General features: G+C 61.6%; 26 protein-coding genes and 2 pseudogenes. 7 read left to right on the forward strand and 21 right to left on the reverse strand.

Annotated elements, in window-relative coordinates; translation table 11 throughout:
* Positions 1-43 precede the first annotated feature (43 nt).
* The 5 genes from ACR0NZ_RS05650 to ACR0NZ_RS05670 all read left to right on the forward strand — a co-directional run bounded on the left by ACR0NZ_RS05650 (position 44) and on the right by ACR0NZ_RS05670 (position 4,695).
* Complete coding sequence (locus ACR0NZ_RS05650) at positions 44-388, forward strand: lysozyme inhibitor LprI family protein (RefSeq protein WP_480517438.1); 345 nt, start codon at positions 44-46, stop codon at positions 386-388.
* A gap of 141 nt (positions 389-529) precedes the next feature.
* Positions 530-829: an FtsB family cell division protein gene (locus tag ACR0NZ_RS05655; RefSeq protein ID WP_209503595.1), complete on the forward strand. Its 300-nt coding sequence runs from the start codon at positions 530-532 to the stop codon at positions 827-829.
* A 159-nt stretch (positions 830-988) separates the two neighbouring features.
* Positions 989-1,978 (forward strand): pyruvate dehydrogenase (acetyl-transferring) E1 component subunit alpha, encoded by a 990-nt coding sequence (pdhA, locus tag ACR0NZ_RS05660; protein ID WP_209503593.1) that lies wholly within the window; start codon positions 989-991, stop codon positions 1,976-1,978.
* A 15-nt stretch (positions 1,979-1,993) separates the two neighbouring features.
* On the forward strand, positions 1,994-3,367 hold the full coding sequence (locus tag ACR0NZ_RS05665; protein ID WP_480517440.1) for a pyruvate dehydrogenase complex E1 component subunit beta: 1,374 nt from the start codon (positions 1,994-1,996) through the stop codon (positions 3,365-3,367).
* 14 nt (positions 3,368-3,381) lie between these two features.
* Complete coding sequence (locus ACR0NZ_RS05670) at positions 3,382-4,695, forward strand: pyruvate dehydrogenase complex dihydrolipoamide acetyltransferase (protein ID WP_480517442.1); 1,314 nt, start codon at positions 3,382-3,384, stop codon at positions 4,693-4,695.
* Positions 4,696-4,766: 71 nt separating this feature from the next.
* On the opposite strand, the gene cysE is transcribed toward ACR0NZ_RS05670, so the two are convergent.
* Entirely contained in the window at positions 4,767-5,576 is an 810-nt protein-coding gene (gene cysE / locus ACR0NZ_RS05675) for a serine O-acetyltransferase (RefSeq protein WP_480473363.1), read from the reverse strand.
* Between the two features lie 84 nt (positions 5,577-5,660).
* Here cysE and ACR0NZ_RS05680 point away from each other — a divergent pair, with 84 nt between their 5' ends.
* Positions 5,661-5,999: a TraR/DksA family transcriptional regulator gene (locus ACR0NZ_RS05680; protein WP_480517444.1), complete on the forward strand. Its 339-nt coding sequence runs from the start codon at positions 5,661-5,663 to the stop codon at positions 5,997-5,999.
* Here ACR0NZ_RS05680 and ACR0NZ_RS05685 read toward each other — a convergent pair.
* The 20 genes and pseudogenes from ACR0NZ_RS05685 to ACR0NZ_RS05780 all read right to left on the reverse strand — a co-directional run bounded on the left by ACR0NZ_RS05685 (position 5,980) and on the right by ACR0NZ_RS05780 (position 21,366).
* Positions 5,980-6,276: a DUF7742 family protein gene (locus tag ACR0NZ_RS05685; RefSeq protein WP_480517446.1), complete on the reverse strand. Its 297-nt coding sequence runs from the start codon at positions 6,274-6,276 to the stop codon at positions 5,980-5,982. The two genes, ACR0NZ_RS05680 and ACR0NZ_RS05685, sit on opposite strands and share 20 nt — an antisense overlap.
* Positions 6,277-6,284: 8 nt before the next feature.
* Positions 6,285-8,900, reverse strand: a pseudogene (locus ACR0NZ_RS05690) (baseplate multidomain protein megatron); the annotation flags it as partial.
* 162 nt (positions 8,901-9,062) lie between these two features.
* A pseudogene (locus ACR0NZ_RS05695) lies at positions 9,063-10,394 on the reverse strand (baseplate multidomain protein megatron); the annotation flags it as partial.
* Entirely contained in the window at positions 10,394-10,840 is a 447-nt protein-coding gene (locus ACR0NZ_RS05700) for a C40 family peptidase (protein ID WP_480517448.1), read from the reverse strand. The gene ACR0NZ_RS05700 and the pseudogene ACR0NZ_RS05695, both read right to left, overlap by 1 nt.
* On the reverse strand, positions 10,837-11,724 hold the full coding sequence (locus tag ACR0NZ_RS05705; RefSeq protein ID WP_480517450.1) for a DUF2163 domain-containing protein: 888 nt from the start codon (positions 11,722-11,724) through the stop codon (positions 10,837-10,839). The genes ACR0NZ_RS05700 and ACR0NZ_RS05705 overlap by 4 nt, the downstream gene beginning before the upstream one ends.
* Positions 11,724-12,356 (reverse strand): DUF2460 domain-containing protein, encoded by a 633-nt coding sequence (locus ACR0NZ_RS05710; protein ID WP_267364987.1) that lies wholly within the window; start codon positions 12,354-12,356, stop codon positions 11,724-11,726. The genes ACR0NZ_RS05705 and ACR0NZ_RS05710 overlap by 1 nt, the downstream gene beginning before the upstream one ends.
* 15 nt (positions 12,357-12,371) lie before the next feature.
* The gene (locus tag ACR0NZ_RS05715) at positions 12,372-13,034 is read right to left on the reverse strand and encodes a phage tail tape measure protein (RefSeq protein WP_480480413.1); all 663 of its coding nucleotides are present in this window, start codon (positions 13,032-13,034) and stop codon (positions 12,372-12,374) included.
* Positions 13,021-13,230, reverse strand: coding sequence for a rcc01693 family protein (locus tag ACR0NZ_RS05720; RefSeq protein WP_480492981.1), 210 nt, complete (start codon positions 13,228-13,230; stop codon positions 13,021-13,023). The genes ACR0NZ_RS05715 and ACR0NZ_RS05720 overlap by 14 nt, the downstream gene beginning before the upstream one ends.
* Positions 13,227-13,547 (reverse strand): gene transfer agent family protein, encoded by a 321-nt coding sequence (locus ACR0NZ_RS05725; RefSeq protein ID WP_480517452.1) that lies wholly within the window; start codon positions 13,545-13,547, stop codon positions 13,227-13,229. Before ACR0NZ_RS05725 ends, ACR0NZ_RS05720 begins: the two co-directional genes overlap by 4 nt.
* A gap of 4 nt (positions 13,548-13,551) precedes the next feature.
* Positions 13,552-13,965, reverse strand: a complete 414-nt coding sequence (locus ACR0NZ_RS05730) for a phage major tail protein, TP901-1 family (RefSeq protein ID WP_480517454.1) — start codon at positions 13,963-13,965, stop codon at positions 13,552-13,554.
* Between the two features lie 20 nt (positions 13,966-13,985).
* On the reverse strand, positions 13,986-14,399 hold the full coding sequence (locus ACR0NZ_RS05735; protein ID WP_480517456.1) for a DUF3168 domain-containing protein: 414 nt from the start codon (positions 14,397-14,399) through the stop codon (positions 13,986-13,988).
* Positions 14,396-14,734, reverse strand: a complete 339-nt coding sequence (locus ACR0NZ_RS05740; RefSeq protein ID WP_480485293.1) for a phage head closure protein — start codon at positions 14,732-14,734, stop codon at positions 14,396-14,398. Before ACR0NZ_RS05740 ends, ACR0NZ_RS05735 begins: the two co-directional genes overlap by 4 nt.
* The gene (locus ACR0NZ_RS05745; RefSeq protein ID WP_480517458.1) at positions 14,731-15,330 is read right to left on the reverse strand and encodes a head-tail connector protein; all 600 of its coding nucleotides are present in this window, start codon (positions 15,328-15,330) and stop codon (positions 14,731-14,733) included. The genes ACR0NZ_RS05740 and ACR0NZ_RS05745 overlap by 4 nt, the downstream gene beginning before the upstream one ends.
* A gap of 171 nt (positions 15,331-15,501) precedes the next feature.
* Positions 15,502-16,680, reverse strand: a complete 1,179-nt coding sequence (locus tag ACR0NZ_RS05750) for a phage major capsid protein (RefSeq protein ID WP_480517460.1) — start codon at positions 16,678-16,680, stop codon at positions 15,502-15,504.
* Positions 16,681-16,715: 35 nt separating this feature from the next.
* On the reverse strand, positions 16,716-17,273 hold the full coding sequence (locus tag ACR0NZ_RS05755; protein WP_480517462.1) for an HK97 family phage prohead protease: 558 nt from the start codon (positions 17,271-17,273) through the stop codon (positions 16,716-16,718).
* A 14-nt stretch (positions 17,274-17,287) separates the two neighbouring features.
* Positions 17,288-17,506 carry a GTA head formation protein, RCAP_rcc01685 family gene (locus tag ACR0NZ_RS05760; RefSeq protein WP_267365006.1) on the reverse strand — a complete coding sequence of 73 codons (219 nt, stop codon included), beginning with the start codon at positions 17,504-17,506 and terminating at the stop codon, positions 17,288-17,290.
* Positions 17,499-18,662, reverse strand: a complete 1,164-nt coding sequence (locus ACR0NZ_RS05765) for a phage portal protein (RefSeq protein ID WP_480517464.1) — start codon at positions 18,660-18,662, stop codon at positions 17,499-17,501. The genes ACR0NZ_RS05760 and ACR0NZ_RS05765 overlap by 8 nt, the downstream gene beginning before the upstream one ends.
* Positions 18,663-19,011: 349 nt before the next feature.
* Entirely contained in the window at positions 19,012-19,638 is a 627-nt protein-coding gene (locus tag ACR0NZ_RS05770) for a hypothetical protein (RefSeq protein ID WP_480517466.1), read from the reverse strand.
* A 104-nt stretch (positions 19,639-19,742) separates the two neighbouring features.
* Positions 19,743-21,113, reverse strand: a complete 1,371-nt coding sequence (locus ACR0NZ_RS05775; RefSeq protein ID WP_480517768.1) for a DNA-packaging protein — start codon at positions 21,111-21,113, stop codon at positions 19,743-19,745.
* On the reverse strand, positions 21,022-21,366 hold the full coding sequence (locus ACR0NZ_RS05780) for a hypothetical protein (RefSeq protein ID WP_480517468.1): 345 nt from the start codon (positions 21,364-21,366) through the stop codon (positions 21,022-21,024). The genes ACR0NZ_RS05775 and ACR0NZ_RS05780 overlap by 92 nt, the downstream gene beginning before the upstream one ends.
* A gap of 701 nt (positions 21,367-22,067) precedes the next feature.
* Between ACR0NZ_RS05780 and ACR0NZ_RS05785 the strand changes: the two genes are divergently transcribed.
* Entirely contained in the window at positions 22,068-23,333 is a 1,266-nt protein-coding gene (locus tag ACR0NZ_RS05785; protein WP_480517770.1) for a DEAD/DEAH box helicase, read from the forward strand.
* Positions 23,334-23,344 lie beyond the last annotated feature (11 nt).

Genomic DNA, 23,344 nt, shown 5'->3' on the forward strand with positions numbered 1-23,344 from the left:
ACGGTTCATGGTATTATCCCCTATTTGAATGGGGGATAATACCATGAGGTCATTATACCTGCTCGTCCTTCTCGCGATGCCGTGGCCTGCAACGGCACAATCCAGCTGCGGTGGCCAGACACAGCTTGACGCAAATTTCTGTGCGAAAGAACAATGGGAAGCCGTTGACCGCGACCTCAACCGGTTGTGGAAACAAATTAAGCCGGTCGCTGATGCACGTGGCAACGGCGATGCCCTTCTGACGGAACAACGTGCGTGGCTAAAGACACGGGACGCCACTTGCGACAAGGAACTGTCCGGCGGCGGCAGCGCTGCGCCCATGTTCTACTGGACCTGTATGAAAGAGCAGACGCTTGCAAGAAATCAGCAGCTTCAGTCCTGGCGCTGAGCTTTAACCGGGACGCACACGAAATACTGATGAAAAAACCGAATCAGGGGATTCACAACCCGAATCGCCTGTGACATAGTGCGATCAGAGGCTCGGAAAGAGCCCATTATTGAGGCAAGTTTTCATACGGCGGTAAACAGAGTGTCCCGTTCCCATCGGCCCGGTTTGGGTGCAGTTCTCTTCTTCTCGGTGGCTTTCATGCTGGGTGTGTATTTCACCTTCGCCGCCGTTCAGGGAGATTACGGCCTGTTCCGGCGGGTCGAAATTGCGGCGGAACGGGACGCTCTGTCACGCAGTCTGGAAAAACTGAATGTCGAAATCGCCGAGATGGAAAACCTGACACGGCGTCTGTCCGACACCTATCTGGATCTGGACCTGCTGGATCAGCAGGCGCGCTCGGTTCTGGGCATGATCCGGTCGGACGAAATTGTGATCCGCTGATCAACGACCCTTTTCAGAAAAGGCAACTCAGGCCCGGCGTTTCGGCCAGGATGCGCCGTGCCGAACGCTGCGTCACATTTCCCCTCGCCAGAAAGCCCCAAATGCTTTATGAGATAGTTTAACGCTAAACTATCTGTCCGAAAGGGGGAGATCGCCACGATGGCTGCGCGAAAAACCACAAAGAAACCAAATGTTTCTGCGGAAGAACTCCAGACATACTACCGCGAGATGCTGCTGATCCGCCGATTCGAGGAAAAGGCCGGTCAGCTTTATGGCATGGGCCTGATCGGCGGGTTCTGCCACCTTTATATCGGACAAGAGGCCGTTGTTGTCGGGCTTGAGGCCGCTGCAGAGGAAGGCGACAAGCGCATCACCTCGTATCGCGACCACGGTCACATGCTGGCCTGTGGCATGGATCCGGGCGGCGTGATGGCCGAACTGACCGGGCGCATCGGTGGCCTGTCCAAGGGCAAGGGCGGCTCGATGCACATGTTCTCGAAAGAAAAGCATTTCTACGGCGGGCATGGTATCGTCGGCGCGCAGGTTCCGCTGGGCGCGGGGCTGGCTTTTGCTGACAAGTACAAGGAAAACGGCCGCGTTACCTTCACCTATTTCGGGGACGGTGCCGCGAACCAAGGTCAGGTGTATGAGACCTTCAACATGGCGGCCATCTGGGGCTTGCCGGTGATTTTCGTGATCGAGAACAACCAATACGCCATGGGCACCGCTCAGTCCCGTTCGACCTCGACCAAGGACATCTTCCATCGCGGCGAAGCGTTCGGCATTCCGGGCGAGATCGTCAACGGCATGGATGTGCTGGCGGTCAAGGAAGCAGGCGAAAAGGCTGTCGCGCACTGCCGCGCGGGCAAAGGCCCCTATATCCTGGAAATCAAGACCTACCGCTATCGCGGCCACTCGATGTCCGACCCGGCCAAGTACCGGACCCGCGAAGAGGTTCAGAAGGTCCGCGAACAAAGCGACCCGATCGAACATGTGCGCGAGTTGCTGCTGACCGGCAAGCACGCGACCGAGGATGACCTGAAAGCGATCGACAAGGAAATCAAGGAGATCGTCAATCAGGCCGCCGAATTCTCGAAAGAAAGCCCCGAGCCTTCGGTCGAAGAGCTCTGGACTGATATTTACGCCTGAGAGGACGAATAAGACATGCCAACCGAAATTCTCATGCCCGCCCTTTCCCCCACGATGGAAGAGGGCACGCTGGCCAAATGGCTGGTCAAGGAAGGCGACACCGTATCCTCGGGCGATATCCTGGCCGAGATTGAAACCGACAAGGCAACAATGGAATTCGAGGCCGTCGATGAAGGCATCGTTGGCAAGATCCTGATCACTGAGGGCACCGAAGGGGTCAAGGTGAACACCCCCATCGCGGTGCTGGTCGAAGAAGGCGAAGACGCCTCAGCCCTGCCCGCAGCAGCCCCCGCAGCCGCAGCGGCGCCCGAGGCCACCCCCACAGCAACCGCGGCCCCGGCTCCTGCCGCAGCAGCCCCCGCTGCTCCGGCGGTGGACCTGTCACCCGACTGGCCCGCGGATGCTGAGATGAAGTCCGAAACCGTGCGCGAAGCCTTGCGCGATGCAATGGCCGAGGAAATGCGCGGCGATGAAAACGTCTATCTGATGGGCGAGGAAGTCGCCGAATATCAGGGGGCCTATAAAATCTCGCAGGGCCTGCTGGATGAATTTGGCTCCAAACGCGTGATCGACACCCCGATCACCGAACACGGGTTTGCCGGTATCGCGGTGGGTTCGGCCTTCGGCGGTCTGAAACCGATTGTCGAATTCATGACCTTCAACTTCGCCATGCAGGCGATTGACCAGATCATCAACTCTGCGGCCAAAACGCTCTATATGTCCGGTGGTCAGATGGGTTGCCCCATCGTGTTCCGGGGCCCCAACGGAGCCGCCGCCCGCGTGGCCGCACAGCACAGCCAGGACTACGCCGCATGGTACATGCAGATCCCCGGTCTGAAGGTCGTCATGCCCTATTCGGCTGCTGATGCCAAAGGTCTGCTGAAATCGGCCATCCGCGACCCCAACCCGGTTGTGTTCCTGGAAAACGAAATCCTCTACGGTCGCTCTTTCGAGGTGCCGCAGGTGGATGACCTGACCATTCCGCTGGGCAAGGCCCGCATCTGGCGCGAGGGCTCGGACGTGACCATCGTCAGCTTTGGCATCGGCATGCAATACGCGCTGGAAGCCGCCGACAAGCTAGCCGAAGATGGTATCAGCGCCGAAGTGATCGACCTGCGCACCGTCCGCCCGATGGACACTGGCGCCATCGTCAACTCGGTGATGAAGACCAACCGTCTGGTGACAGTGGAAGAAGGCTGGCCGCAGGGGTCCGTCGGCAGCTACATCAGCTCGGTCGTGATGCAGGAGGCGTTTGATTACCTCGACGCACCGGTCATCAACTGCACCGGCAAGGACGTTCCGATGCCCTATGCCGCCAATCTCGAAAAGTTGGCCCTGATCACCACCGATGAGGTGATCGCCGCCGTCAAACAAGTGACCTACCGGTAAGGAGCGACAGACAGATGCCTACAGAAATTCTGATGCCCGCCCTGTCCCCGACGATGGAGGAAGGCACGCTCGCCAAATGGCTGGTCAAGGAAGGCGACACCGTCTCCTCCGGTGACCTGCTGGCCGAGATCGAAACCGACAAGGCCACGATGGAGTTCGAGGCCGTTGACGAAGGCACCATCGGCAAGATCCTGATCCCCGAGGGGACCGAAGGGGTCAAGGTCAACACCGCCATCGCGGTTCTGCTGGAAGATGGCGAAAGCGCCGATGACATTGGCACAGCCCCGGCTGCAGCCACGGCGGCTGCCCCCGCAGCCGTCGCGGGCAACGAGGCTGCCGCGCCAGCGGCACCCGAGGCGGCCGCCCCTGCCCCGGCCGCTCCGGCCAAGGCTGATGGTGGTCGGATTTTTGCCTCGCCTCTGGCCCGCCGGATTGCTGCGCAAAAAGGTCTCGACCTGACGCAGATTGCCGGTTCCGGCCCGTATGGTCGCATCGTCAAGGTTGATGTTGAAGGCGCAACTGCCACCGCTCCGGCAGCAGCTCCTGCCACTGCTCCCACCGCCGCCGCGCCCGCAGCTGCCCCAGTAGCTCCGTCTGGTCCATCGGCGGATATGGTCGCGCGGATGTACGAAGGCCGCCCTTACGAGGAAATCAAGCTCGACGGTATGCGCAAAACCATCGCCGCACGTCTGGGCGAGGCCAAACAGACCATCCCGCATTTCTACCTGCGCCGCGATATCAAGCTCGATGCGCTGCTGAAATTCCGTGGTCAGTTGAACAAGCAGTTGGAAGGCCGCGGCGTCAAGCTTAGCGTCAATGACTTCATCATCAAGGCTGTCGCCAACGCGTTGCAGCAGGTTCCGGCTTGTAATGCCGTCTGGGCAGGTGACCGGGTGCTGCAACTGAAACCGTCAGATGTGGCTGTTGCTGTCGCAATCGAAGGCGGGTTGTTCACGCCGGTCCTGCAAGACGCTGACATGAAATCCCTGTCAGCCCTTTCGACCGAGATGAAAGACCTTGCCGCCCGCGCACGCGAACGCAAGCTGGCTCCGCATGAATATCAGGGCGGCACCTTTGCCATCTCGAACCTGGGCATGTTCGGCATCGACAATTTCGACGCCATCGTGAACCCGCCCCATGCCGGTATTCTGGCCGTCGGCACCGGCGTCAAGAAACCGGTTGTCGGGGATGATGGCGAGCTGACCGTGGCAACCGTGATGTCTGTCACCATGTCGGTTGACCACCGGGTCATCGACGGCGCGCTTGGCGCGCAGCTACTGCAAGCCATCGTCGACAATCTGGAAAACCCGATGGTCATGCTGGCGTAAGCCATACCGACCTCGCGAAAAAAAGGCCGCCTCGAATATCGAGGCGGCCTTTTTTGTTAGTTCAATTCGACCTACTGATCTTTGCCCAGCATGTGATCCATCGAGATCGACGGCTGATCGCATCCGGCCTCGCCCACAATCTTGGCCGGGATACCGGCAACGGTCTTGCACGGCGGAACGTCCTGCAACACCACCGAACCGGCGGCGATACGGCTGCAATGGCCGACCTTGATGTTACCCAGAACCTTTGCCCCGGCCCCGATCAGAACACCATCTCCGATTTTGGGATGGCGGTCTTCCTCCTCCTTGCCGGTTCCGCCCAGCGTCACTGAATGCAGCATCGAAACGTTGTCTCCGACCACGGCGGTTTCACCGATGACGATGGAATGGGCGTGGTCGATCATGATCCCTTTGCCGATCCTCGCGGCCGGGTGAATATCGATGCCGAATATCTCCGACGATCGCATCTGGAAGAAATAGGCCAGATCAAAACGTCCTTTGCGCCACAGCCAGTGCGCCACGCGATAGGCCTGCATGGCCTGATAGCCCTTGAAATACAGGATCGGCTGCAACAACCGATGGCAGGCCGGATCACGCTCATAAACCGCCATCAGATCGGCGCGGGCGGCTTCCAGCAATCCAGGATCGTTTGCATAGGCCTCGTCCACGATCTCACGCAGAACCATCATCGACATTTCGTTCGAACACAGCTTGGCCGCGATCCGATAGGACAGTGCACGCTCAAGGCTGCGGTGATGCAGGATACAGGCGTGTACAAGCCCGCCCATAAGCGGCTCCGTCTCGACGGCTGCTTGGGCCTCGGATGTGATACGGTTCCAGACCGGATCGACCGGTGTCACAGGGCTGCGTTTTTCAAACATAGCTTTTGATCCTTTGCTGCGCCTAGAATGCCATTTAGTGGCAAAAAGGCCAAACGCAAACCCGTGATCCGCGATACAACGAAAATGAATGAGTCCGAGCGCACATATTTTGAAACACGAATTCGCGAGCGTCTGGCCGAACTGAATCAATTGTCCGCATCAGGCCAACAGGCTCAGGCCGTTGTTGAACTGGATCAGCAGGCGGTTGGTCGGCTCAGCCGCATGGATGCGTTGCAAAACCAGGCGATGGCAAAGGCGCAACAGGTGAATCGCAATGTCGAAACCCGCCGCCTTCAGGCCGCGTTAAAGCGTCTGGACGAGGGGGAATACGGATATTGCGAAGATTGCGGCGACCGTATTCCCGATGGGCGATTGTCTCTGGATCTGACCGCCAGCAAATGCGTCAGCTGTGCGACCGGGTGATCAGAAACTCGGCAAGATGGTGCAAAACCAGCGAGAAACACTGACAATATTGCAAATCGTCAAACCCCGGCTCATCGGCCAGCACCCTGTTGCGCGCAACCGCCATCAGCGATCCGTTGCCGTAAACCGGATGCAGCTGACCCGTGCGCGCCCGGTGTATGTCGGCCAGTTCCGCTTCATGGATCATCCGGACGCATAAGCGGGTCCGCTCTGGCGGCGGCGCCGCCAACAAGGCGCGCGCCGCGGCACTTACATCACCGTGCAATAGCGGTCGCATCGGGCCGCTTACCCGACAACCAGTCGCGCCATCGCACCGGGGCCGTAAATGGCCGACACCTGCGCAATCCCGACCTCATATGACCCGGTCAGACCATCTGCCGCCTTCAATGCCGCCGAATAGGACCACCCTGGCAGGGATGTCATCTCTTCACGAACAAGGGTTCCCCCAGCAAAGACACGCACAAGATAGGATTCGCTTTCCTCGCCCAGTGGAACCTCCAGCCCTGACCAGTCATCCCCATCCAACCGGGTGCGCCGCACCCAGGTCAGGTGATCGCCGGTTGCGTCGGATCGCACCCGGAGGTGAACCGGGGAAAACGGGCGCAAACCATTGCCGTCGAATGAGGCGATCAGATGCTGGTAAGCCGGATCATCGTAACCACGGGTCGCCGGGCCGATGCGATAGTGTTTGGCCAAACCCCGCTCGTTGCGCAACAGGTTGATCTGCTGCACCTGATCGTTCAGCAACACGAATATGGACCCGTCTGGCCAGACATCCGGTATCAGGGCATCCGACCCCAACTGGCCTCTCAACCGCCCGCACAACGCGTAAACGCCGGGGGACTCAAGCGTGGCATCCGAGAACTGGAACACCTCCCAGTTGCCGGGTGTTCCGTCGCCGATGGCCGCCAGATTGACACCGTTCAGAACCGCGCCACGCGGACGCGATTCCAACTGACCGGCCAACAGCCGCACCTTCACGGCCGCGCCTTCGTCCCAGACGCCGATACTGGCGCGCCTCAGCGGTGTTTCGGTCACGCCCACAATGGCCTGACCGGGGATCACATCACTCAGGCTGTACCCCTCATCGGTTGAGGAGGAATAAACCGTCGCGGCCCCCGGCCAGGGATCAGCGGTCACCGCAAGATAAGGTGCATGCGGGACCTCTGCCCCGGTGATCAGCGGCAGGTCCAGAAACACCGGCAACACGGGAACGGGCGCGGCATAGGGTCTGACAACCGCCGGGTCGTCGCGCAATTGCGATGCCTTATACACGCCCTGTTCAACCCGAACCGCCTCGACCAGTTGCAGATCGGCCGATTCCAGTCGGTCAATCCGGTAAAGCGGGCTGTTTTCGGTTTCTGACAACCGCACCAGATCACCTGCGCCCAGATGCAGCAGCGATGGCGGCAAGGCAAACCGCACCGTATCGCGGGAAACACGGGCCTCGCTCAACCAGCGCTCAGCCGTTTGCCGGCCTTCGGTGCGTGTCATGGATAACGGCATCTCGTTGACCGAGACCGAATGCGTGCTGTCCTCGGGCAGAACCGCCTCTTCCGCAACCAGATCGTGATCCGCATCCGACTGGACAAAGCGCAGGCGCACGCGGCCCGTCATCTCGGCCTCGGCTTCACGCCGGTGTTCAACCGTGCCATCCAGATCACCGCTGATCGCCAGATGATCGGGATTCACGCCAATCGCGCCATAGCCATCCCGCATCTGAAAGCGCAAGATGCCGTTCCGTTCGATCGCGTCGAACCCATAGCGCAGCATCAGCGGCTGCAAAGCCGACCGCGCATTTGTCACATCTTCGATGACATATCCCCGAACCACGCCATAAAGCCCGGTAACATCGATATCCGTCACCCCTGCCGCGTGGCATATCTCAGTCACGACCGAGGCCAGCGTGCGCGAGCCGGACCGGCCGTTCAGCCAATGCCCCCGGTCATAGTTTGCCCCATCATCCCACTGGCTTCGCAGATTTGGAAAGGTCGGAAACGGGCGGGTATCCCACGCCCAGACATAGGCATTCGCCAGGTCCAGCATTGGTCCGCCATAGACTTGCGACACCGGGTTGACGTTCGGGTCGCTCCAATATCCAAGGGTCGCCGCAAGGTACTGGACCTGAATGAAATCGTCACGCAGTCCGTTTGAATATGCAGGCAACAGCGATTCAGACGATTTCGGATCCAGAAACTTGTTCGGCTGGTTCGTGCCCTTGTCGATTGCCGCACATCCCAACTCGGTAAACCAGATCGGCTTTGATCCGGGCACCCAGTCGGTCGGATTGGGCTGACGAACGCCACCGATCCGCTCGTGATGCAGATTTGACCACCAGCCGCGCAGGTCCTTGTAGCGCCAGACCCATGGCTCATCATGCTCCTGATCTTCGATGGGCGTTCTGATCTGTGCATCGGCCTCTTCCGGCGCGGCATAATACCAGTCATACCCCTCGCCCCCCTCGATATTGTCGCGCAGATACCCAAGGTCGTAGACCGACGGCGCACCACCCTCGGCGTCCACGTGGTTTTCTCCATCACGCCAGTCGGACAAAGGCATGTAGTTGTCGATGCCAATGAAATCGATATTGTCATCCGCCCATAACGGGTCGAGGTGAAAATACCTGTCACCGCTTCCATCCGGCTGGTATCCGAAATACTCGCTCCAATCCGCCGCATAGCCGATCTTGGTGTCCGGGCCCAGAATCTGGCGCACCTCTGCCGCCAGCGCACGCAGTTGCGCAACGGCGGGAAACCCCGAGGCCCCGCGGATCTGGGTCAGGCCACGCATCTCGGACGAGATACAGAAGGACGACACCCCACCAGCCGCCTTGCACAACATGGCATAGTGCAGAATGAACCGGCGCAGGCCCCATTCCTGCGGGCCGGAGTATTTGACGATTTTCGTGGCCGGAACGGGACCATTACCAAGCAAGCCGCCAAACGTGCCGCCACCGTTTACCCATTGCAAATCGCCAGGCCCGCGATCATCCGGCCGCCCGCCAAGCACCGGGCCCGAGCCGCTGGTGCCGCTGCCGCCGCCCGTGTCCACCGGGGCGTCAAATCCTTCGTTGATCGTAAAATCCGCAGCACTTGCCGTCCCAAAGAACGCGGCCACCTGCGCGTCCGCCGCCGCGGTCTGATCAGCAGACCCTGCGCGCCCCGGCGCCACATCCAGCGTGATCCGTCCCCGCCAAGGCAGGTGGGGCTGACTTGTGGCCTCCGACCAGGGATCGGGCAGCCCGTTTCCCTGCAATTGCTCCATCAGGATGAACGGATAGAACATGACCCGCTTTCCCGACTGGTTGAGGTGTCGGATCGCCTCGACCACCGCCGGGTCTGCGGGTGTTCCGCCATAGACCGGGCGGCCGTCCTGCCGGGTGACCTGACCCGCCGTGCTTCGAACCTGATCCGACACGATCCATGGCATGTTGCGGCTGTCCGTGCCACTCTGTTCGACCTTGGGCCGGATCGTGCATGTGCCGCATCTCAGATCGTCACCGAACCACGAAACCACCAACGAGGCCGCATCGCAATTTGGCAGCTCGGTCTCCAGCGCACGGGTCGAGCTCACAAGATCCGATACACCGGACGCAGAATGCGCATTGGCCGCCCAGCTTGTCCCGGATTGCGTATAATTCACCTGCGAACGGGCCAGCGCATACTCGCCCGTGCCCGGTATCATCGCCACCCCGCGCACGATTTGCGGCAGGGCGCTTGGGTAATCAGGCAAGTCGCGCTGCGCGGGGCGCACCACCTCGAACGAGAACTGCGGCACCCGGTTGCCAAAACTCGCAAGCTGGAAATCCTCGATCACCACATAGGCTGTACCGCGATAGGCCGGCACCGTGCCCGCCCCTTCGATTGCTTCGATCAGGGGATCGGGCAACTGATCCTGCGTGCCGTGATAGATGCGCATGTTCAGCCCGGATCGGTCCTGTTCTTCCCCGTCTGCCCAGATGCGCCCGACATCGGCGATTTCACCCGCACCAACGGCAATGGCCAGCGAAATCGAATAGCTGTAGCTGACGGTGGTCACTTCGGGGGCCTTGGGTTTGCCTTTGCCCCCGCCTCCGCCGCCCTGCGTTTCCCGGGTCTCGGTCTCAAGAAAGTCCGACGCCCAGATGACCTGACCGCCAACGCGCATACGCCCAAAGACAGTGGTCACCGGCGCGCCCTCGCCGGTTTCCGTCAGCCTGAACCGGTCCATGCGGCCTGTTTCGACGACTTCGCTGCCACTGCCCATAACGGACTGGCTGAAGAACCTCTGATCGATAACCCGCCCGACCGTCGCGCCAATGGCCCGGCCGATGATCGCGGTGGACAGGCCCGCGACGGTGCCACCAATTGACCCGCCCAGCGCGGCCCCGGCTGCGGAAAGAAGAATAGTAGCCATCAGAGCACCTCCAACGGGAATTCGAAACAGGAAACGACCCTGCGATGCCATGGGCCGCTCAGCGCGTTCTCGACGACGCCATGACCGGAATAGGCGTGAATGAACCTCGGCTCAGAGCCTGCGACGCTGACGATGCCAAGATGTTTGGCCACGCTGCCATCGCGCATCCGGAACAGCAGCACATCTGCGACCGCGAAATCGGCGGCCGGTTTTTCGACCAGATGCCGCCGCGCCGCCGCCCACATGCGTTCCTCGCCCTGCGGCTCGGACCAGTCCAGACTGTAAACCGGAACCGCCTCGGGCTCCTGCCCGATCACGGCGCGCCAGACGCCGCGCAGCAGGCCCAGACAATCCGTACCCGCCCCCTTGGTCGAGGCCTGATGCACATAAGGCGTCCCCAACCAGCTGCGCGCTTCTGCGACAATATCCTGCCTGTGTATCGTCACCTCAGGCTCCCTCCGCTGTTGGCTTTGCTCTGTTTGGGAACGGCCATCACCCAGTCTTCGCCCGGAAGATCTGGAAAGCCCTGAAAGTTCAGCAGGTTGTTGAACTTCAGGCGGCAGGTCTCCATGCGTTTGTCGCACCCCGCCCGCAGCCTGACCATGTCACCCGGCACCAGGCTTTCCCCGAAACCGGACCAGAGCGTGATTTGCCGCCCTTCCGCTACCTGCCCGTCATGCTTGATTGAAGACCAAAGCCCCTTCGCCGCTCCCGACACTACGTCGACCCTGCCGCGCTCGAACCACCCGTCATCGATGGTTCCCCCGCCTGCCACAAGCAGAACGGTTCCGCCATCGAAACCGGTGACGGCGCCCTCGATCCAATAGCCGGGCGTATCCATGTCGAACCGACAAGTCCGATCCCCCAATACGGCAGTACAAGGCTTCTGATACACGCGCCCCAACGGGCGGTTCAGCAAATCGGTCAGGCCACGCAGCTCGGCGTGGAATGCGCCGCCTGCGCGCCGTAATTCCCCGATCGAACCCCGGAACTGAAGGATACGCTGATCCGGGTCGGCCCAGTTGACCAGCCACGCGCGCACCTCGGCCCCGTCGAACCGCCCCGCCTCGATATCCTCTTCGCGAATGGCCGCATCCGACAGCGCGCCCATGGCTTCGGTGTTGTCAATGGACAGGCCGGTGGCCTGTTCGATGGCCGCCGCCGTCAATCCGGTGCTGGCCCTGAACGTCAATCCGTCAAAGCCAAGTTCCAGATCATGATCGGTGAACCCGTATTCCTGACCATCCCGGCGTCTGATCGCCCAACACCGGCACACAGTGGTCATTCCGCTTTGCAGATGCGCGTGCAGGCCCTGTTCATCCACAGCCATCAGACACGCACCTCGACCACGGGAACGTTCGGCGCCTCTCCGGCCTGAAAACTGGCGACGCTGGTATGGATCTTGTCGGTGTCAAACCGTACTGGTACATCGAATTCGAACCCGGCGGTGATATCCACCTCTTCCGGTGGCGGGTCGGCAAAGGTGATCCGGCCGGTTGCCAGATCGACCTCGAATTCCACACCCTCCCGGATCTCATCCTGATCCAGCCCCAGACGCACCGTCCCCAGCACCGGCTTGACGATGGGGCGGGCATAGCTGACCCCGCCCGAGCTATAGGTCTTGATCAGCTGAAACTCAGTCCGCACACCGTCGCCGCGTGCGATAACCTGATCTCCGACATCGACATCCAGCGTGGCCTTGCCGGATTTGAAATCCGACCAGTCCTTCCAGCGAAACCCATACATCTGGCCCTGCCGCGCCTCGAAGAACGAAATCAGCGTCTCGATATCGTCCAGCGAGCGCATCCCCAGCCCCGCATCATACCTGCGCCGGGAATGGGCCCAGGGCGTGTTGCGTTCTTCGAACCCGTTGGCCAGCGTCACGATATCCGTGCGTCGCTCGGGCCCCCCGACCGAGCCAAAGCTCAGGCTGGCGGGAAATCTCACCTCGTGGAAAGTCATCACCTGCTCCTTGATTTACCTGTTGCGATTGCCGCGCCCCAACGCACGGCTCATCTGTGCTGCAATCTGCCCCTGCGAGCGGCGGAACCCCTGCACATCCGGGGTCGTGATGTTCATCACCACATTCACCGAACGCCCGCCGCCCTGCGTGCGCACGCCCAGCTTGCCGTCCGCGCCGCGCGCCAGCGGCATGATCGCCTCGGGGCCGGCCTCGCCCATCAGCCCGGTGCCGCCCCGCATTGGAAACATCGTCGGGCTGCTGACCACGCCGCCATTGGCAAACGGCATCACCCGGCCCTGGCTGAAACTGCCGCCATCGGCAAAGGGCAGAAGACCCTGCACCAACCCGCCGACCGAGTTTGCCAGCAATCCGCCAAAATGATCCGTCACCGGCTTGATCGCTGCTGCATAAGCCGTTTGGATCAACGAGTTCTTCAGCACATCCAGCGCGCCTGACAGGCTCATCCCGTCCAGAACCACACCATCAAAGGCCTTGCGCAAACCGCTGGACATGCCCCGCTCCAGCGTGGCGACATCCTTGCCGGTTTCCTCGAACGCGGCGCTGATCCGCTTCATCTGGCTGTCAAACGCCGCGGCCATCGTCGCAGCATCACCCAGGGCATCGCCCAGCGCTGCGCCCCGTTCCTGCAAGTCGTCAAACCCGTCACGATCCGTCATCACGCTCTCCTTGTTGCTTGTCCGGGAAGGCGGCCAGCAGCGCGTCAAGGCCTGCCCGGTTCATCGCGGGCATCCCGGCGCCCTGCCCCAGCATCAGCCGCAGTTCCGCCGGGGTCAGACGCCAGAACTGCTCCGGCGTCAGCCGCAGCCCCAGAAACCCGGCCCGCATCAGGGCGGGCCAGTCGAACCCGCTCATGTCGTTTCCGGCACCATGAAGGCACGGGCCAGCAGTTCGGCCGCCGCTTTGGCCGCAGCCATCGGGCCGCCCTCGATCTCGGCATGAAACAGGTCGGCGCGGGTGGCATTCCGGCCTCCGCCCCGCAATCCGGCAACGATCAGCGCCAGCACGTCACCGCTGGAATACGCGCCACCCTCAAACCGCTGCACCAGCTCAACCATGGATCCGGTGTTCAGCTCCTGCTCCAGTTCCGCCAAAGCGCCCAGCGTCAGCTTGAGCACCCGCCGCTCTCCATCGATGGTCAGTGCCACCTCGCCCGTCCACGGATTGGCCATGCGATTACAGCGCCGTAAAGCTCAGCGCACCGGCGCTTGCCATGCTCATCTCATAGGTCGCCTCACCGTTGTGTGAGCCCGCATACTCGATGCCCGTCACCTGAAACGCCCCCTCGACAATGCCGAAATCTGGGATGACAACCTGAAACGCCGGGGTCTCGCCGTCAAAAAACAGCTGCCGCGCACGTTCGTCCGTACCAGCATCCTTGAACACGCCCGAACCCGAGATCGAGGCCGATTTGACCCCCGCCCCCGACAACAGCTCGCGCCAACCCCCCTGACTTTCCAGACTGGTGACGTCCACGCTTTCGGCGTTGAAACTGATCCGCGTGGCCCGCAGGCCCGCAATGGTCTGGAACAGGCCCGTGCCGTTCATATCCACTTTGACCAAAAGGTCTTTTCCGTTCTGGGCAGCCATGTGCTCTCTCCGTTGATTGCTTAGTCGTCTTCCACGCGGGCGCGGAATCTCAGGTCGATCTGGCGGATGCTGCCGCCTGTCCCGGTTCGCAGGGCCGAGGCGCGCTCGAACCACAGCCCGACCAGATGCCCGCGACTCAGAACCAGCGGCGCATTGTCCAGCGCGTCACACACCGCCCCGGCCAGCGTCTTTGCCGCGCCAAACCCGGCGGCTTCGGACACCACCGAAACCGTAAAGCGGTGGATCGCACCCGCGCCCGACCGGTCCGAGGCGTCGCGGACCTCTTCCGGGCCCAATGTCACATAGGTCTGCGGAACCGTTCCCGCGGGCACCGCGTCATAGATCGCGCCGCCGGACTGGCCGCTGACATCCGCATCCGCGGTCAGGTGCTGAAACACCGCCGCCTGCAGGGCGGCTGATACGCCATAGCTCATGCCGCCACCTCTTCATCCGCGAAACAGGTCAGGTACTGGCCGCGCGCGTCACGCTCTGCCACGGCGCGGATGACGAAACGGCGATTGCCCTCGCGAAACCGCTGATCCGGCGCCGGGCGCATGGTCGACCCTTCGGGGGCGCCCCGCACCACGATGCGATACCCCACGCGCGAGACGGAAACGCCAGCGATCTGCCGTTCCGCACCACTGCGCGCCGTGACCTCGGCCCACAGCGTTCCCAGCGCGGCCCAAGCCTCGGTATATCCCCCGGACCCGTCAGCGCTGCGCATCGGGGCCTCAAGCACCAGCTTGCGGTTCAGACGCGGCGTGTTCATTGCACCAACCCCGCACCAAAGCGCACCATCCGATAGCGCTGGATCAGGCTGGTGACGCCAAACGGCATACACCCCGCACCCAGCGCGGTCTCGTCTCGGTATTCGTAATAATGCGCCGCCAGCAGCAGAACCGCCTGGCCCAGATCGGCAGGCAAACCGGCCCAATCCGTGGCCATCCCGGCCGTGAAGGCGATCTTCACCGCACCGCCCGTTGCAATCGCAGGCAGGACCGACCCGACCGGACGCAACCGCGGGCGCTGGCCATGGCGTTCCAGCCGATACACCGCCGCATCCGCAACGGTTTCAGAACCTGCCGCATCGGTCAGCGTCACGGCCAGCACCGATGTCACCGGAGCAACCGGCAAAACCTCGCCCGACGGATCGCGCCAACCGCTCAGGCTCCATGAAAAGTCGCGCTCGATCAGAACCTTGCCGGTGCGCGCCTCAATCGCGGCCATGGCCGCCCGCAGGAACCCCTTCAGCACCTCGTTCTGAACGTCATCCTCGGCAAAGCCCCTGCCCAGCCGCAGATGCGCCTTGAACTGATCCACCGGCAGCGCCGCATCCGCGATGGCGGTTTCTTCGATCAACATCATCCATTCACTCCGCAATCTCGGACCCCACCGGGGGCCTCAGTCAGGAAAATGACGGGCACGCGCCGCCCCACGTTGCTCGGACGGAGGGGAGCAGCTAGACAACGCGGGGGATCTCACCCCGGCCCGTGCCCGCCGCCCGAGGGGCTGATGGCCCCCCGGATTCGCCACCGCCTAGGCGATGCCGAATTTCACCAGCTTGATGGCTGCAAAGTCGCTCACATCACCGCCCACGCGCTTGGTCGCGTAGAACAGGACATGCGGCTTGGCGCTGAACGGATCGCGCAGCACGCGCAGATCGGGGCGTTCGGCGATGGTGTAACCGGATTTGAAGTCGCCAAACGCGATCGAGAAGCTGTCCGAGGCCGCATCCGGCATGTCCTCGGCAATCAGTACCGGATAGCCCATCAGGCGCGCGGGCTCACCAGCGGCCAGACCGTCCGACCACAGGAAACGGCCATCGCTGTCCTTCAGCTTGCGGATCACACCCGCCGTTTTCGAGTTCATGACGAATGTGCCATTGACCCGGTATTGCGCGCCCAGCGCATAAACCACATCGACAATCGCATCCGCGTCGACACCGCCATCGATGCCGGTGGCAACATACCCCAGGCTGCCCCAGGACCAGGTGTCGTCGGATACCGCGCGGTGGATCATCAGACCTTTGGGTTTGTCCACACCGTCACCCGCGATAAAGGCCGCCGCCTCGGCACGGGCGAACTTGTCGGCAATCCGACCGGCCAGCCAGCCCTCGACATCGAACGCGCTGTCATCCAGCAAACGTTGCGAGGCTTTGGGCAGCGCGCTCAACTCGTGCAGTGGGATCGAGATGCGGTCGATCGACGGGGTTCCGGTTTCGGAAGTGGACGAATTCTCATCGGCCCAGCCGGCACCGACATCGGTATGGTCGATCAGCACATCGAACGAATTCGCCTCGACATTCACCACCGACGCAATCGAGCGGATCGACGCGGTTGCGTTCAGAACCGACTTGATCGTCTCGGCGGTCTGCGGATCGACCAGATACCCGCCATCGCTGTTGACGGCGGTGGACAGCGATTTGCTCTCCATCTCCAGCCCGCGCAGCCCGTCATCCTCGCCCGAGCGTACATAGGCGTCGAACGCCTTCTGGTGCGGTGCACCGTCCAGGGTCGAGGCCGCAAGATGCGGGCGCGCCGCGATGGTTGATTTACGATCCAGCATGGTCAGTCGCTCTTCTGTCTGTTGCAGTTTTGTTTTAACTTCAGCCTTCAGGCCCTTGAATTCATTCACGAAGCCAGCCATCGCCTGCTTCACCTCCTGAACCAGGGGCGCACCCTCTCCGGTCAAGGCCGGGATCTCGGTCTTGCTCATCAGCATGTCCTGTTTTTGGGTGGGTTTGAGGCGCGCTAGGTCCGCGCCAGCTCCTGCCGGGCGTCGTTGAACACCTCGGCAATACTGCGCCAGGTATTCTCGGCATCGGGGTCGCTCCCCTTTGCCGCCACCCGCGCACTGGGCAGCATCGGGAAGGTCACCAGCGACACCTCCCAAAGCTCCAGTTCCGTCAGGACCCGCTGGCCCTTGTCATTCTTCACGGCCCGTTTGGTGCGATAGCCGATCGACAGGCCATCCATCGCACCCGCGCGGATCAGCTCGGCCGCTTCGCGGCCTTTCTGGGTGCTTTCCAGCAGACGTCCCTTGACCCACAGGCCCTTGTCGTCCTCGCGTACCTCGTCCCAGACGCCTATGGGTTGCGCCGGGTCGTGCTGCCACAGCATCTTGACCCGCTGACCCGCCTTGGCGAGCCCCTCAAGCGAGGCGCGATAGGCCCCGCGCTGCACCATGTCACTGCCATGATCGACTTGCCCGAACAGGCTGGCATAGCCTTCGATCATCGCATCCTCGGTCACCGACAGGATGTCACCGAACCCTGCGAACTTATGCTCCAAATCCATGAACTTCTCCATGTAACCCACTGAACTTATGGCGTTACCACCAGGAATGACTGAAACGCCTGCGCCAGGATCACTGCGGCCACACCATAGACCGTCAGCCACAGCCGTTTCTCCAGCCGCTCCATCATCTCTTCGATCTGATCCAGCCGCCTGCACAGATGCGCGTGCTGGATCTCGGCCACCCGCTCATGCGCGGCCAGACGCAACCCCGGCGCGCATTCGAACGGCGGATACCCCTCAGCCATCGGCACGCTCCGGCAGCCCCAGCAACCTGCGTTTTTCCACATCGCTCAGGAATTCCGCCCGATTGACCCGCGCCCATTGCGCATCCCGCTCTGCGGACAGGGCCGTTACTTGATCCAGATCGGGCTTCAGCATCAGATCCTCGCCGGTAAAGCCCGTCAGCCACTCCGACACCGCTGCCGCCACCCGCGTCACCAGAGGCAGCACGGTCAGGCGGTAAAACGCCCGGTTGGCCTCCTGATAGTTCGAATAGGTCGCGTCGCCCTGTATCCCCAGCAGCATCGGCGGGACCCCAAAGGCCAGCGCGATCTCGCGGGCGGCGGCTTCCTTGGTCTTCTGAAACTCCATATCCGAGGGGGAAAAGCCCATCGGCTTCCAATCCAGCCCCCCCTCCAGAACCATCGGACGGCCGGCATTGCGCGCCCCGCGATAGTTCTGCTCGATCTCGTCGGACAGGCGGCGGAACTGCTCCTCGGCCATCATTCCGTGACCATCACCGCCCTTCCACACCAGCGCCCCCGAGGGCCGCGCGGCATTGTCCAGCAGCGATTTCGACCACCGCGAGGCGCTGTTATGCACATCAATCGCCGTCGCCGCCGCCTGCATCGGCGAGAACCCGTAATGATCATCCTGCGGGTGGAACGTCTTGATATGGCAGATGGCCTCGGCCGAGAACCGGTGCGTCTTGCCGCCGACGCTGTAATCATAGGCCTTGGGCCACCCATCCGCCCCCGGCATAACGCTCATCCGGTCCGAGCGCAGAACATGAAGCTCAACCGGCAGCCCGTCCTCGGCCTGCACCGCCTCGACATAAGCATTGCCCGACAGCAGCAGCTGCCCGAACAGGGCCTCCAGCATCTCTGCCCGCCCCTGCGCCGCATTCGGGCGCCGCAACAGGGCCAGGATCGGATGCGCATCGAAACGCTGCCCCTGACCCTGCAAAATCAAGGGCAGAGCCGCCGCCGATTCAGCAATCAGCTTGACCGACCGAAACCCCACCGGATTGCCCGAAAACCCCGTCCGCGTCAGCGACACCGTGTCCCGCGGGCTCCACGCCACGCGCCCGCCGGTCTGCCACGCCACCACAGGCCCGGTCGCGCTCGCCTTCGCCTCGGGCGCGCTCCCAGCCGATCCACGACGCAAGAAATCGAATACCATCTGTGCTCCTTTCTGCCGCCGCTCTGCCCGGCTTGTTGAAAGGAGTTATGACGCAGAGAAGTTTAGGGCTTGGGAATGGGGCGTACGGGGGGTGGGCAACGGGGGGTGGGCAACGGGTCAATCACGCGGATCGTTTCGGTTCGCAAACCTGCTTTCGATCACGCTGAACATCAGTATCAAGTATATCCAAGGGAGGGCTAGTACGTAGTAGAGGAACGATCGTTGTTCTGAAATCGACGCAAACAGCAAGATTGCAACGAAGATCAGTCTGACAAATAACCCTTGCTTCAGAACAGGCAACTCAGCTGCAGATGGGAACTTCAGTACTTTTCCGATGAAGTCCATGGTCCTACCTGTCAAGGCAACACGACCGAATAGTCGCAACTAGATGCTCGGCATCCGGAATATAGTCTAGCAAAATGGGATAATGCGTCCTGCCAAAGAGAATTGGATGACCTGGGTGAGAAAGCCCGAGTCCGAATGGCTGTACTTGCTGTTTGGAAAGAAGAATACCAACCTCAAGTGACGGGTAAGGGCACGTATCGACAACAGTGTACGGAAACGTTTCTGAATGCTCACACGATATGACATAGAGCCGTACACCAAGTCTCCAATTTCTACCGCGCCTACAAACAATCACGCGCCTATCTGTGACAAAGTAGGCTAGGTTGTTCAGCACATACTGACGTTGGCTCGCCATGCCTGTTGAAAACAAGAAAAAGGCGATTGTCGTGGCCCCATAAATCCAAAGCGCATCACCGGGACCAAACTGGGCGTCGGCATTGATGAAAGGCAGCGTCGCCCACATGACAACACAAGCAATTAAGTTAAAGAAATGGAGCTTACGCTCGTCACCTACAACTTGAAAGTACTTGGTTCCGTAACCCGGTCCACCTGACCAAAGTAACTTTTCGTCGGGGTCAAGAATATCTTTTAAATCAAATCTGTTAGTATTGGTTACTGTGACCTTTTGCATAGCTTGGCCTATACACTGCCAAATCTCCAGAAACCAGCCGCAAACAGTTGATAGCAAAGCTTGGTTAAAGCTTTGTTGTCGTCATTCCTTCGCCATCGTAAGGCTCACAAACTCCGCACCCTAGGTCGCCGATACACCCCCGCAGGCCCCACAACCAACTCATGCAGCGCCCAGACCAGCGCATCGACGCGGTCGGGCGAGCCCTGCCCTTCAAACCCGCGCGCGGTCATCTGGCACATCTGCTCCTCCAACGCGTCCAACCCGGCCACATGGCGCACCCGCCCCTGTTCGTACAGCGCCGCCACAGGCTCGGCCCGCGCGACCTTGCCGCGTGACGCCCGCACCGCGCGATATGGGACCAGAGGGTCTACCTGCCGCACGACCTCTTCCACCAGTTGCCCGCCCTGATTGACCTCGGCCACCAGCCGTTCGGCCCCGAACTCATCCATCGCGTCAATCGCCGCCTGCGCCCAGCCCGCCGGGCCAACGCCCTGCGCCGTCCGGTCAGCCAGCACGAACGCCCGCCACGCCTCAGGCGGGCCTTGCACTTGCGCCCCAACCACCACGATCCCGCAGGCATCCGCGCCTGACCCGGATGTCACCGCCGGGTCCAGCGCCACCACGATGCGATCCAATTCGGGCACCTGCGCACAGCGCGCCGCCTCCAGCATCGAACCCGTCCACAGCGCTCCTTCCGCGTCTGACAGCAGCACCCCGTCCAGCTCCTGCCGCCCCAGCCGCGTACCCGCATAGCGCGCGCGCACTTCTTCCAGAAACGACGCCGCCAGATTGGCCCGGTTCGCTTCGGTCGGCGCATGGGTCTGCACGGTGGATGGCGACGCCAGCAACTCCTTCAAAACCTTCACATTGCGCGGCGTTGTGGTCACGCAAACCCGAGGCCGCTCGCCCAAGCGCAGCGCAAATTGCAGCATGTCCCAGGTCTCACCCGCCTTCTTCCACTTGGCCAGCTCATCCACCCAGGCCGCATCAAATTGCGGCCCGCGCAACCCTTCGGGATCATGTGCTGAAAACGCCTGTGCCTCGGCCCCGTTGGGCCAGATCAGCTTGCGTTCCGATCCCTTCCACGTGGGCCGACGATCCGGGGGCGAGCATTGCAATATCCCGCTGTCGCCAAAGATCATGACATCGCGCACCTGATCGAATGTTTCACCCACCAGCGCCACGCGGCACGCCTCGCCCTTGTCCAGCGGCTTCGGCCCCTCGACCATCGATCTGACCCATTCGGCCCCTGCCCGCGTTTTGCCCGCCCCGCGCCCGCCCATGATCACCCAGGACCGCCAGTCGCCCTCGGGCGGCAATTGATGCGGCAGCGCCCAAAACTCAAACAGGAAAGGGAGGGCACACAGCCCCCCCTCCCCGATCTCACTCAGAAATCTCTCCCGCACCGCAGCATCGGCGGAGGCGAGCCAGCCTGCACCCGATCTCAAATCGGGCCCGCTCAAGGTCGAGCGCATAGCCCCCTTGGGCAATTCCGGCTTGTCTGTAATGTTGTTCGACAAAGCTTGTCTCCACTTTCTGGCAACTTCGGATCAGCCCCTCCAGCTGACCGAGATGCTTGGCTGAACCAGCAAGATCTGCATCCTCCCCGGCACCGATCTGTTTGCGCAGGTCTTCTGCCGCTTGCCGCAGATCGCGAATGGACCTTTCCATGGACTGCAACAGTTCAGCCGTCTGGGAAATCCGCTCTTCCGGGGTAATCAAAGTCATGTTTGCCTGTGACCTCATGCGTGAGTGTTCTCCGCACGAGAGAAACGAAAAAACGGCCACCGGGTCGCCCCGAGGCCGTTCGCCCACTTCTTCTAGCATGACACAACCAATACGGGATAAAGCGCGTAAAGTCAAGGATTTACGCAACAGGCGCGCAACAGGGATCGTACGGTGCGGGTTAACGGACAGTGAATTTCCGGCCATGGTAACCCTCGGCCAAAACGCCGCCCCGCCCTTTAGCCTTCCAAGCTCTGACCGCCTCACCGACCAGAGGGATTAACACAGGGTTACCCCCGTGCCGCTTTCAGCGTGTACAAATTGCACACTCCCCACCTTGACGCGTGTACAAACCTGACATTTTCCGAAATCGCGCTCAAAATCGCCCGCATCACCCGATTTCGACGCGTCAAGGTCCTGCGCGCAACCTGCCCGCGGCAAAACCAGTCCTTGACATTCCCTCCCGAAACCCTCATGTGCCCTTAATCACGGCGCCACCGCGTGAGCATCGTCGGGCTTCAGGCCCCACAGCGCCAGCACATTACTCCCGGTTCCCCTTCACGCAGGGTTCTTTACGCGATGGCCGGATGGCGCTGGATTCGCTCGCGCATCCCGAGGTCTCGCACAACCCTGCCGGTCACATGAACGTGGCCAGTCACCACCTGCTCGTGGGGTTTAACCTGCGGGCCGTAAAGGATAATTTTTTGTTCGACTTCGATATGCTCGGCCTCGCGCCGACACTGAACGACGCGTTGAAACGCGCCAATTTCACTCAACCCACCCCGATTCAGAACCAGGCCATTCCGCTGGCCCTGAACGGGCATGACATCCTCGGGCTGGCCCAAACCGGCACTGGCAAAACACTGGCCTTTGGCCTGCCCCTGATCGACCACCTGCTGGCGCAGCCCGGCAAGCCCGATCCCAAAACAGCCAAATCACTGATCCTCGCCCCCACCCGCGAGCTGGTGAACCAGATCGCCGACAGTTTGCGCACCCTCACCAAAGGAACAAAGCTGCGGGTCGCTACAGTTGTTGGTGGCCAGTCGATCAACAAACAAGTGATGTTCCTCGCACGCGGCACCGATATTCTGGTCGCCACCCCGGGCCGCCTGATTGACCTGATGGAACGGGGCGCTGTTGACCTTGGTTCGGTGCGCCATCTGGTATTGGACGAAGCAGATCAGATGCTTGACCTGGGCTTCATTCACGCTCTGCGTCGCATCGCGCCTGCACTGGGCACGCCCCGCCAGACCATGCTGTTCTCGGCCACAATGCCGAAACAGATGGAGGAGCTCAGCCGTGCCTATCTGAACAATCCGCAGCGGGTGCAGGTTTCGCCCCCGGGCAAGGCCGCTGACAAGATCACCCAGTCCCTTCACTTTGTTTCGAAACCCGGAAAACCGTCTAAGTTGCGCGAAATCCTGTCGCAGGACGCGGATGCGCTGACACTGGTCTTCACCCGCACAAAACACGGCGCTGAACGGCTGATGAAAGGGCTGGTGGACGACGGCTTTAACGCGGCGTCCATTCACGGGAACAAAAGCCAGGGCCAGCGTGACCGGGCCATCAATGCCTTCCGCGCTGGTGAGGTGAACATACTGGTGGCCACCGACGTTGCCGCGCGTGGCATCGACATCCCCGGCGTCGCCTATGTCATCAACTTCGACCTACCCGACGTGCCCGACAATTACGTCCACCGTATCGGGCGCACCGCCCGTGCCGGGCGCGAAGGGGAAGCGATCGCGTTCTGTGCACCGGAAGAAGTCGACCTGTTGCGTCAGATCCAGAAGCTGATGAAAATTGAAATCCCCGTCACAAGCGGCACCATGCCGGAAGGGGTCGAGGTTCAGCAACCTGCACGTCGTCAAAACAACCGCCGTCGCGGGTTCAAGCCCAAGCCGGCCAACGGCGATGGGAAACCTTCCAGCTCCAGACGGCGCCGTCCCAACAAAAGACGCTCAGCCGCCTAAGGACTGAAGAG

Source organism: Ruegeria sp. AE3 (assembly GCF_056542225.1).

Bases quoted from the DNA above. Each gene is read 5' to 3' on its own strand.
- ACR0NZ_RS05765 (WP_480517464.1), bottom strand. From the start codon at position 18,662: ATGGTATTCGATTTCTTGCGTCGTGGATCGGCTGGGAGCGCGCCCGAG.
- ACR0NZ_RS05705 (WP_480517450.1), bottom strand. From the start codon at position 11,724: ATGGCTGTGGATGAACAGGGCCTGCACGCGCATCTGCAAAGCGGAATG.
- ACR0NZ_RS05710 (WP_267364987.1), bottom strand. From the start codon at position 12,356: ATGACTTTCCACGAGGTGAGATTTCCCGCCAGCCTGAGCTTTGGCTCG.
- ACR0NZ_RS05730 (WP_480517454.1), bottom strand. From the start codon at position 13,965: ATGGCTGCCCAGAACGGAAAAGACCTTTTGGTCAAAGTGGATATGAAC.
- cysE (WP_480473363.1), bottom strand. From the start codon at position 5,576: ATGTTTGAAAAACGCAGCCCTGTGACACCGGTCGATCCGGTCTGGAAC.
- pdhA (WP_209503593.1), top strand. From the start codon at position 989: ATGGCTGCGCGAAAAACCACAAAGAAACCAAATGTTTCTGCGGAAGAA.
- ACR0NZ_RS05680 (WP_480517444.1), top strand. From the start codon at position 5,661: ATGAATGAGTCCGAGCGCACATATTTTGAAACACGAATTCGCGAGCGT.
- ACR0NZ_RS05750 (WP_480517460.1), bottom strand. From the start codon at position 16,680: ATGAGCAAGACCGAGATCCCGGCCTTGACCGGAGAGGGTGCGCCCCTG.
- ACR0NZ_RS05780 (WP_480517468.1), bottom strand. From the start codon at position 21,366: ATGACTTTGATTACCCCGGAAGAGCGGATTTCCCAGACGGCTGAACTG.
- ACR0NZ_RS05685 (WP_480517446.1), bottom strand. From the start codon at position 6,276: ATGCGACCGCTATTGCACGGTGATGTAAGTGCCGCGGCGCGCGCCTTG.
- ACR0NZ_RS05720 (WP_480492981.1), bottom strand. From the start codon at position 13,230: ATGAGCGGGTTCGACTGGCCCGCCCTGATGCGGGCCGGGTTTCTGGGG.
- ACR0NZ_RS05755 (WP_480517462.1), bottom strand. From the start codon at position 17,273: ATGGAGAAGTTCATGGATTTGGAGCATAAGTTCGCAGGGTTCGGTGAC.
- ACR0NZ_RS05665 (WP_480517440.1), top strand. From the start codon at position 1,994: ATGCCAACCGAAATTCTCATGCCCGCCCTTTCCCCCACGATGGAAGAG.
- ACR0NZ_RS05775 (WP_480517768.1), bottom strand. From the start codon at position 21,113: ATGCGCTCGACCTTGAGCGGGCCCGATTTGAGATCGGGTGCAGGCTGG.
- ACR0NZ_RS05715 (WP_480480413.1), bottom strand. From the start codon at position 13,034: ATGACGGATCGTGACGGGTTTGACGACTTGCAGGAACGGGGCGCAGCG.
- ACR0NZ_RS05670 (WP_480517442.1), top strand. From the start codon at position 3,382: ATGCCTACAGAAATTCTGATGCCCGCCCTGTCCCCGACGATGGAGGAA.
- ACR0NZ_RS05725 (WP_480517452.1), bottom strand. From the start codon at position 13,547: ATGGCCAATCCGTGGACGGGCGAGGTGGCACTGACCATCGATGGAGAG.
- ACR0NZ_RS05745 (WP_480517458.1), bottom strand. From the start codon at position 15,330: ATGATGTTGATCGAAGAAACCGCCATCGCGGATGCGGCGCTGCCGGTG.
- ACR0NZ_RS05760 (WP_267365006.1), bottom strand. From the start codon at position 17,506: ATGGCTGAGGGGTATCCGCCGTTCGAATGCGCGCCGGGGTTGCGTCTG.
- ACR0NZ_RS05740 (WP_480485293.1), bottom strand. From the start codon at position 14,734: ATGAACACGCCGCGTCTGAACCGCAAGCTGGTGCTTGAGGCCCCGATG.
- ACR0NZ_RS05735 (WP_480517456.1), bottom strand. From the start codon at position 14,399: ATGAGCTATGGCGTATCAGCCGCCCTGCAGGCGGCGGTGTTTCAGCAC.
- ACR0NZ_RS05770 (WP_480517466.1), bottom strand. From the start codon at position 19,638: ATGCAAAAGGTCACAGTAACCAATACTAACAGATTTGATTTAAAAGAT.
- ACR0NZ_RS05650 (WP_480517438.1), top strand. From the start codon at position 44: ATGAGGTCATTATACCTGCTCGTCCTTCTCGCGATGCCGTGGCCTGCA.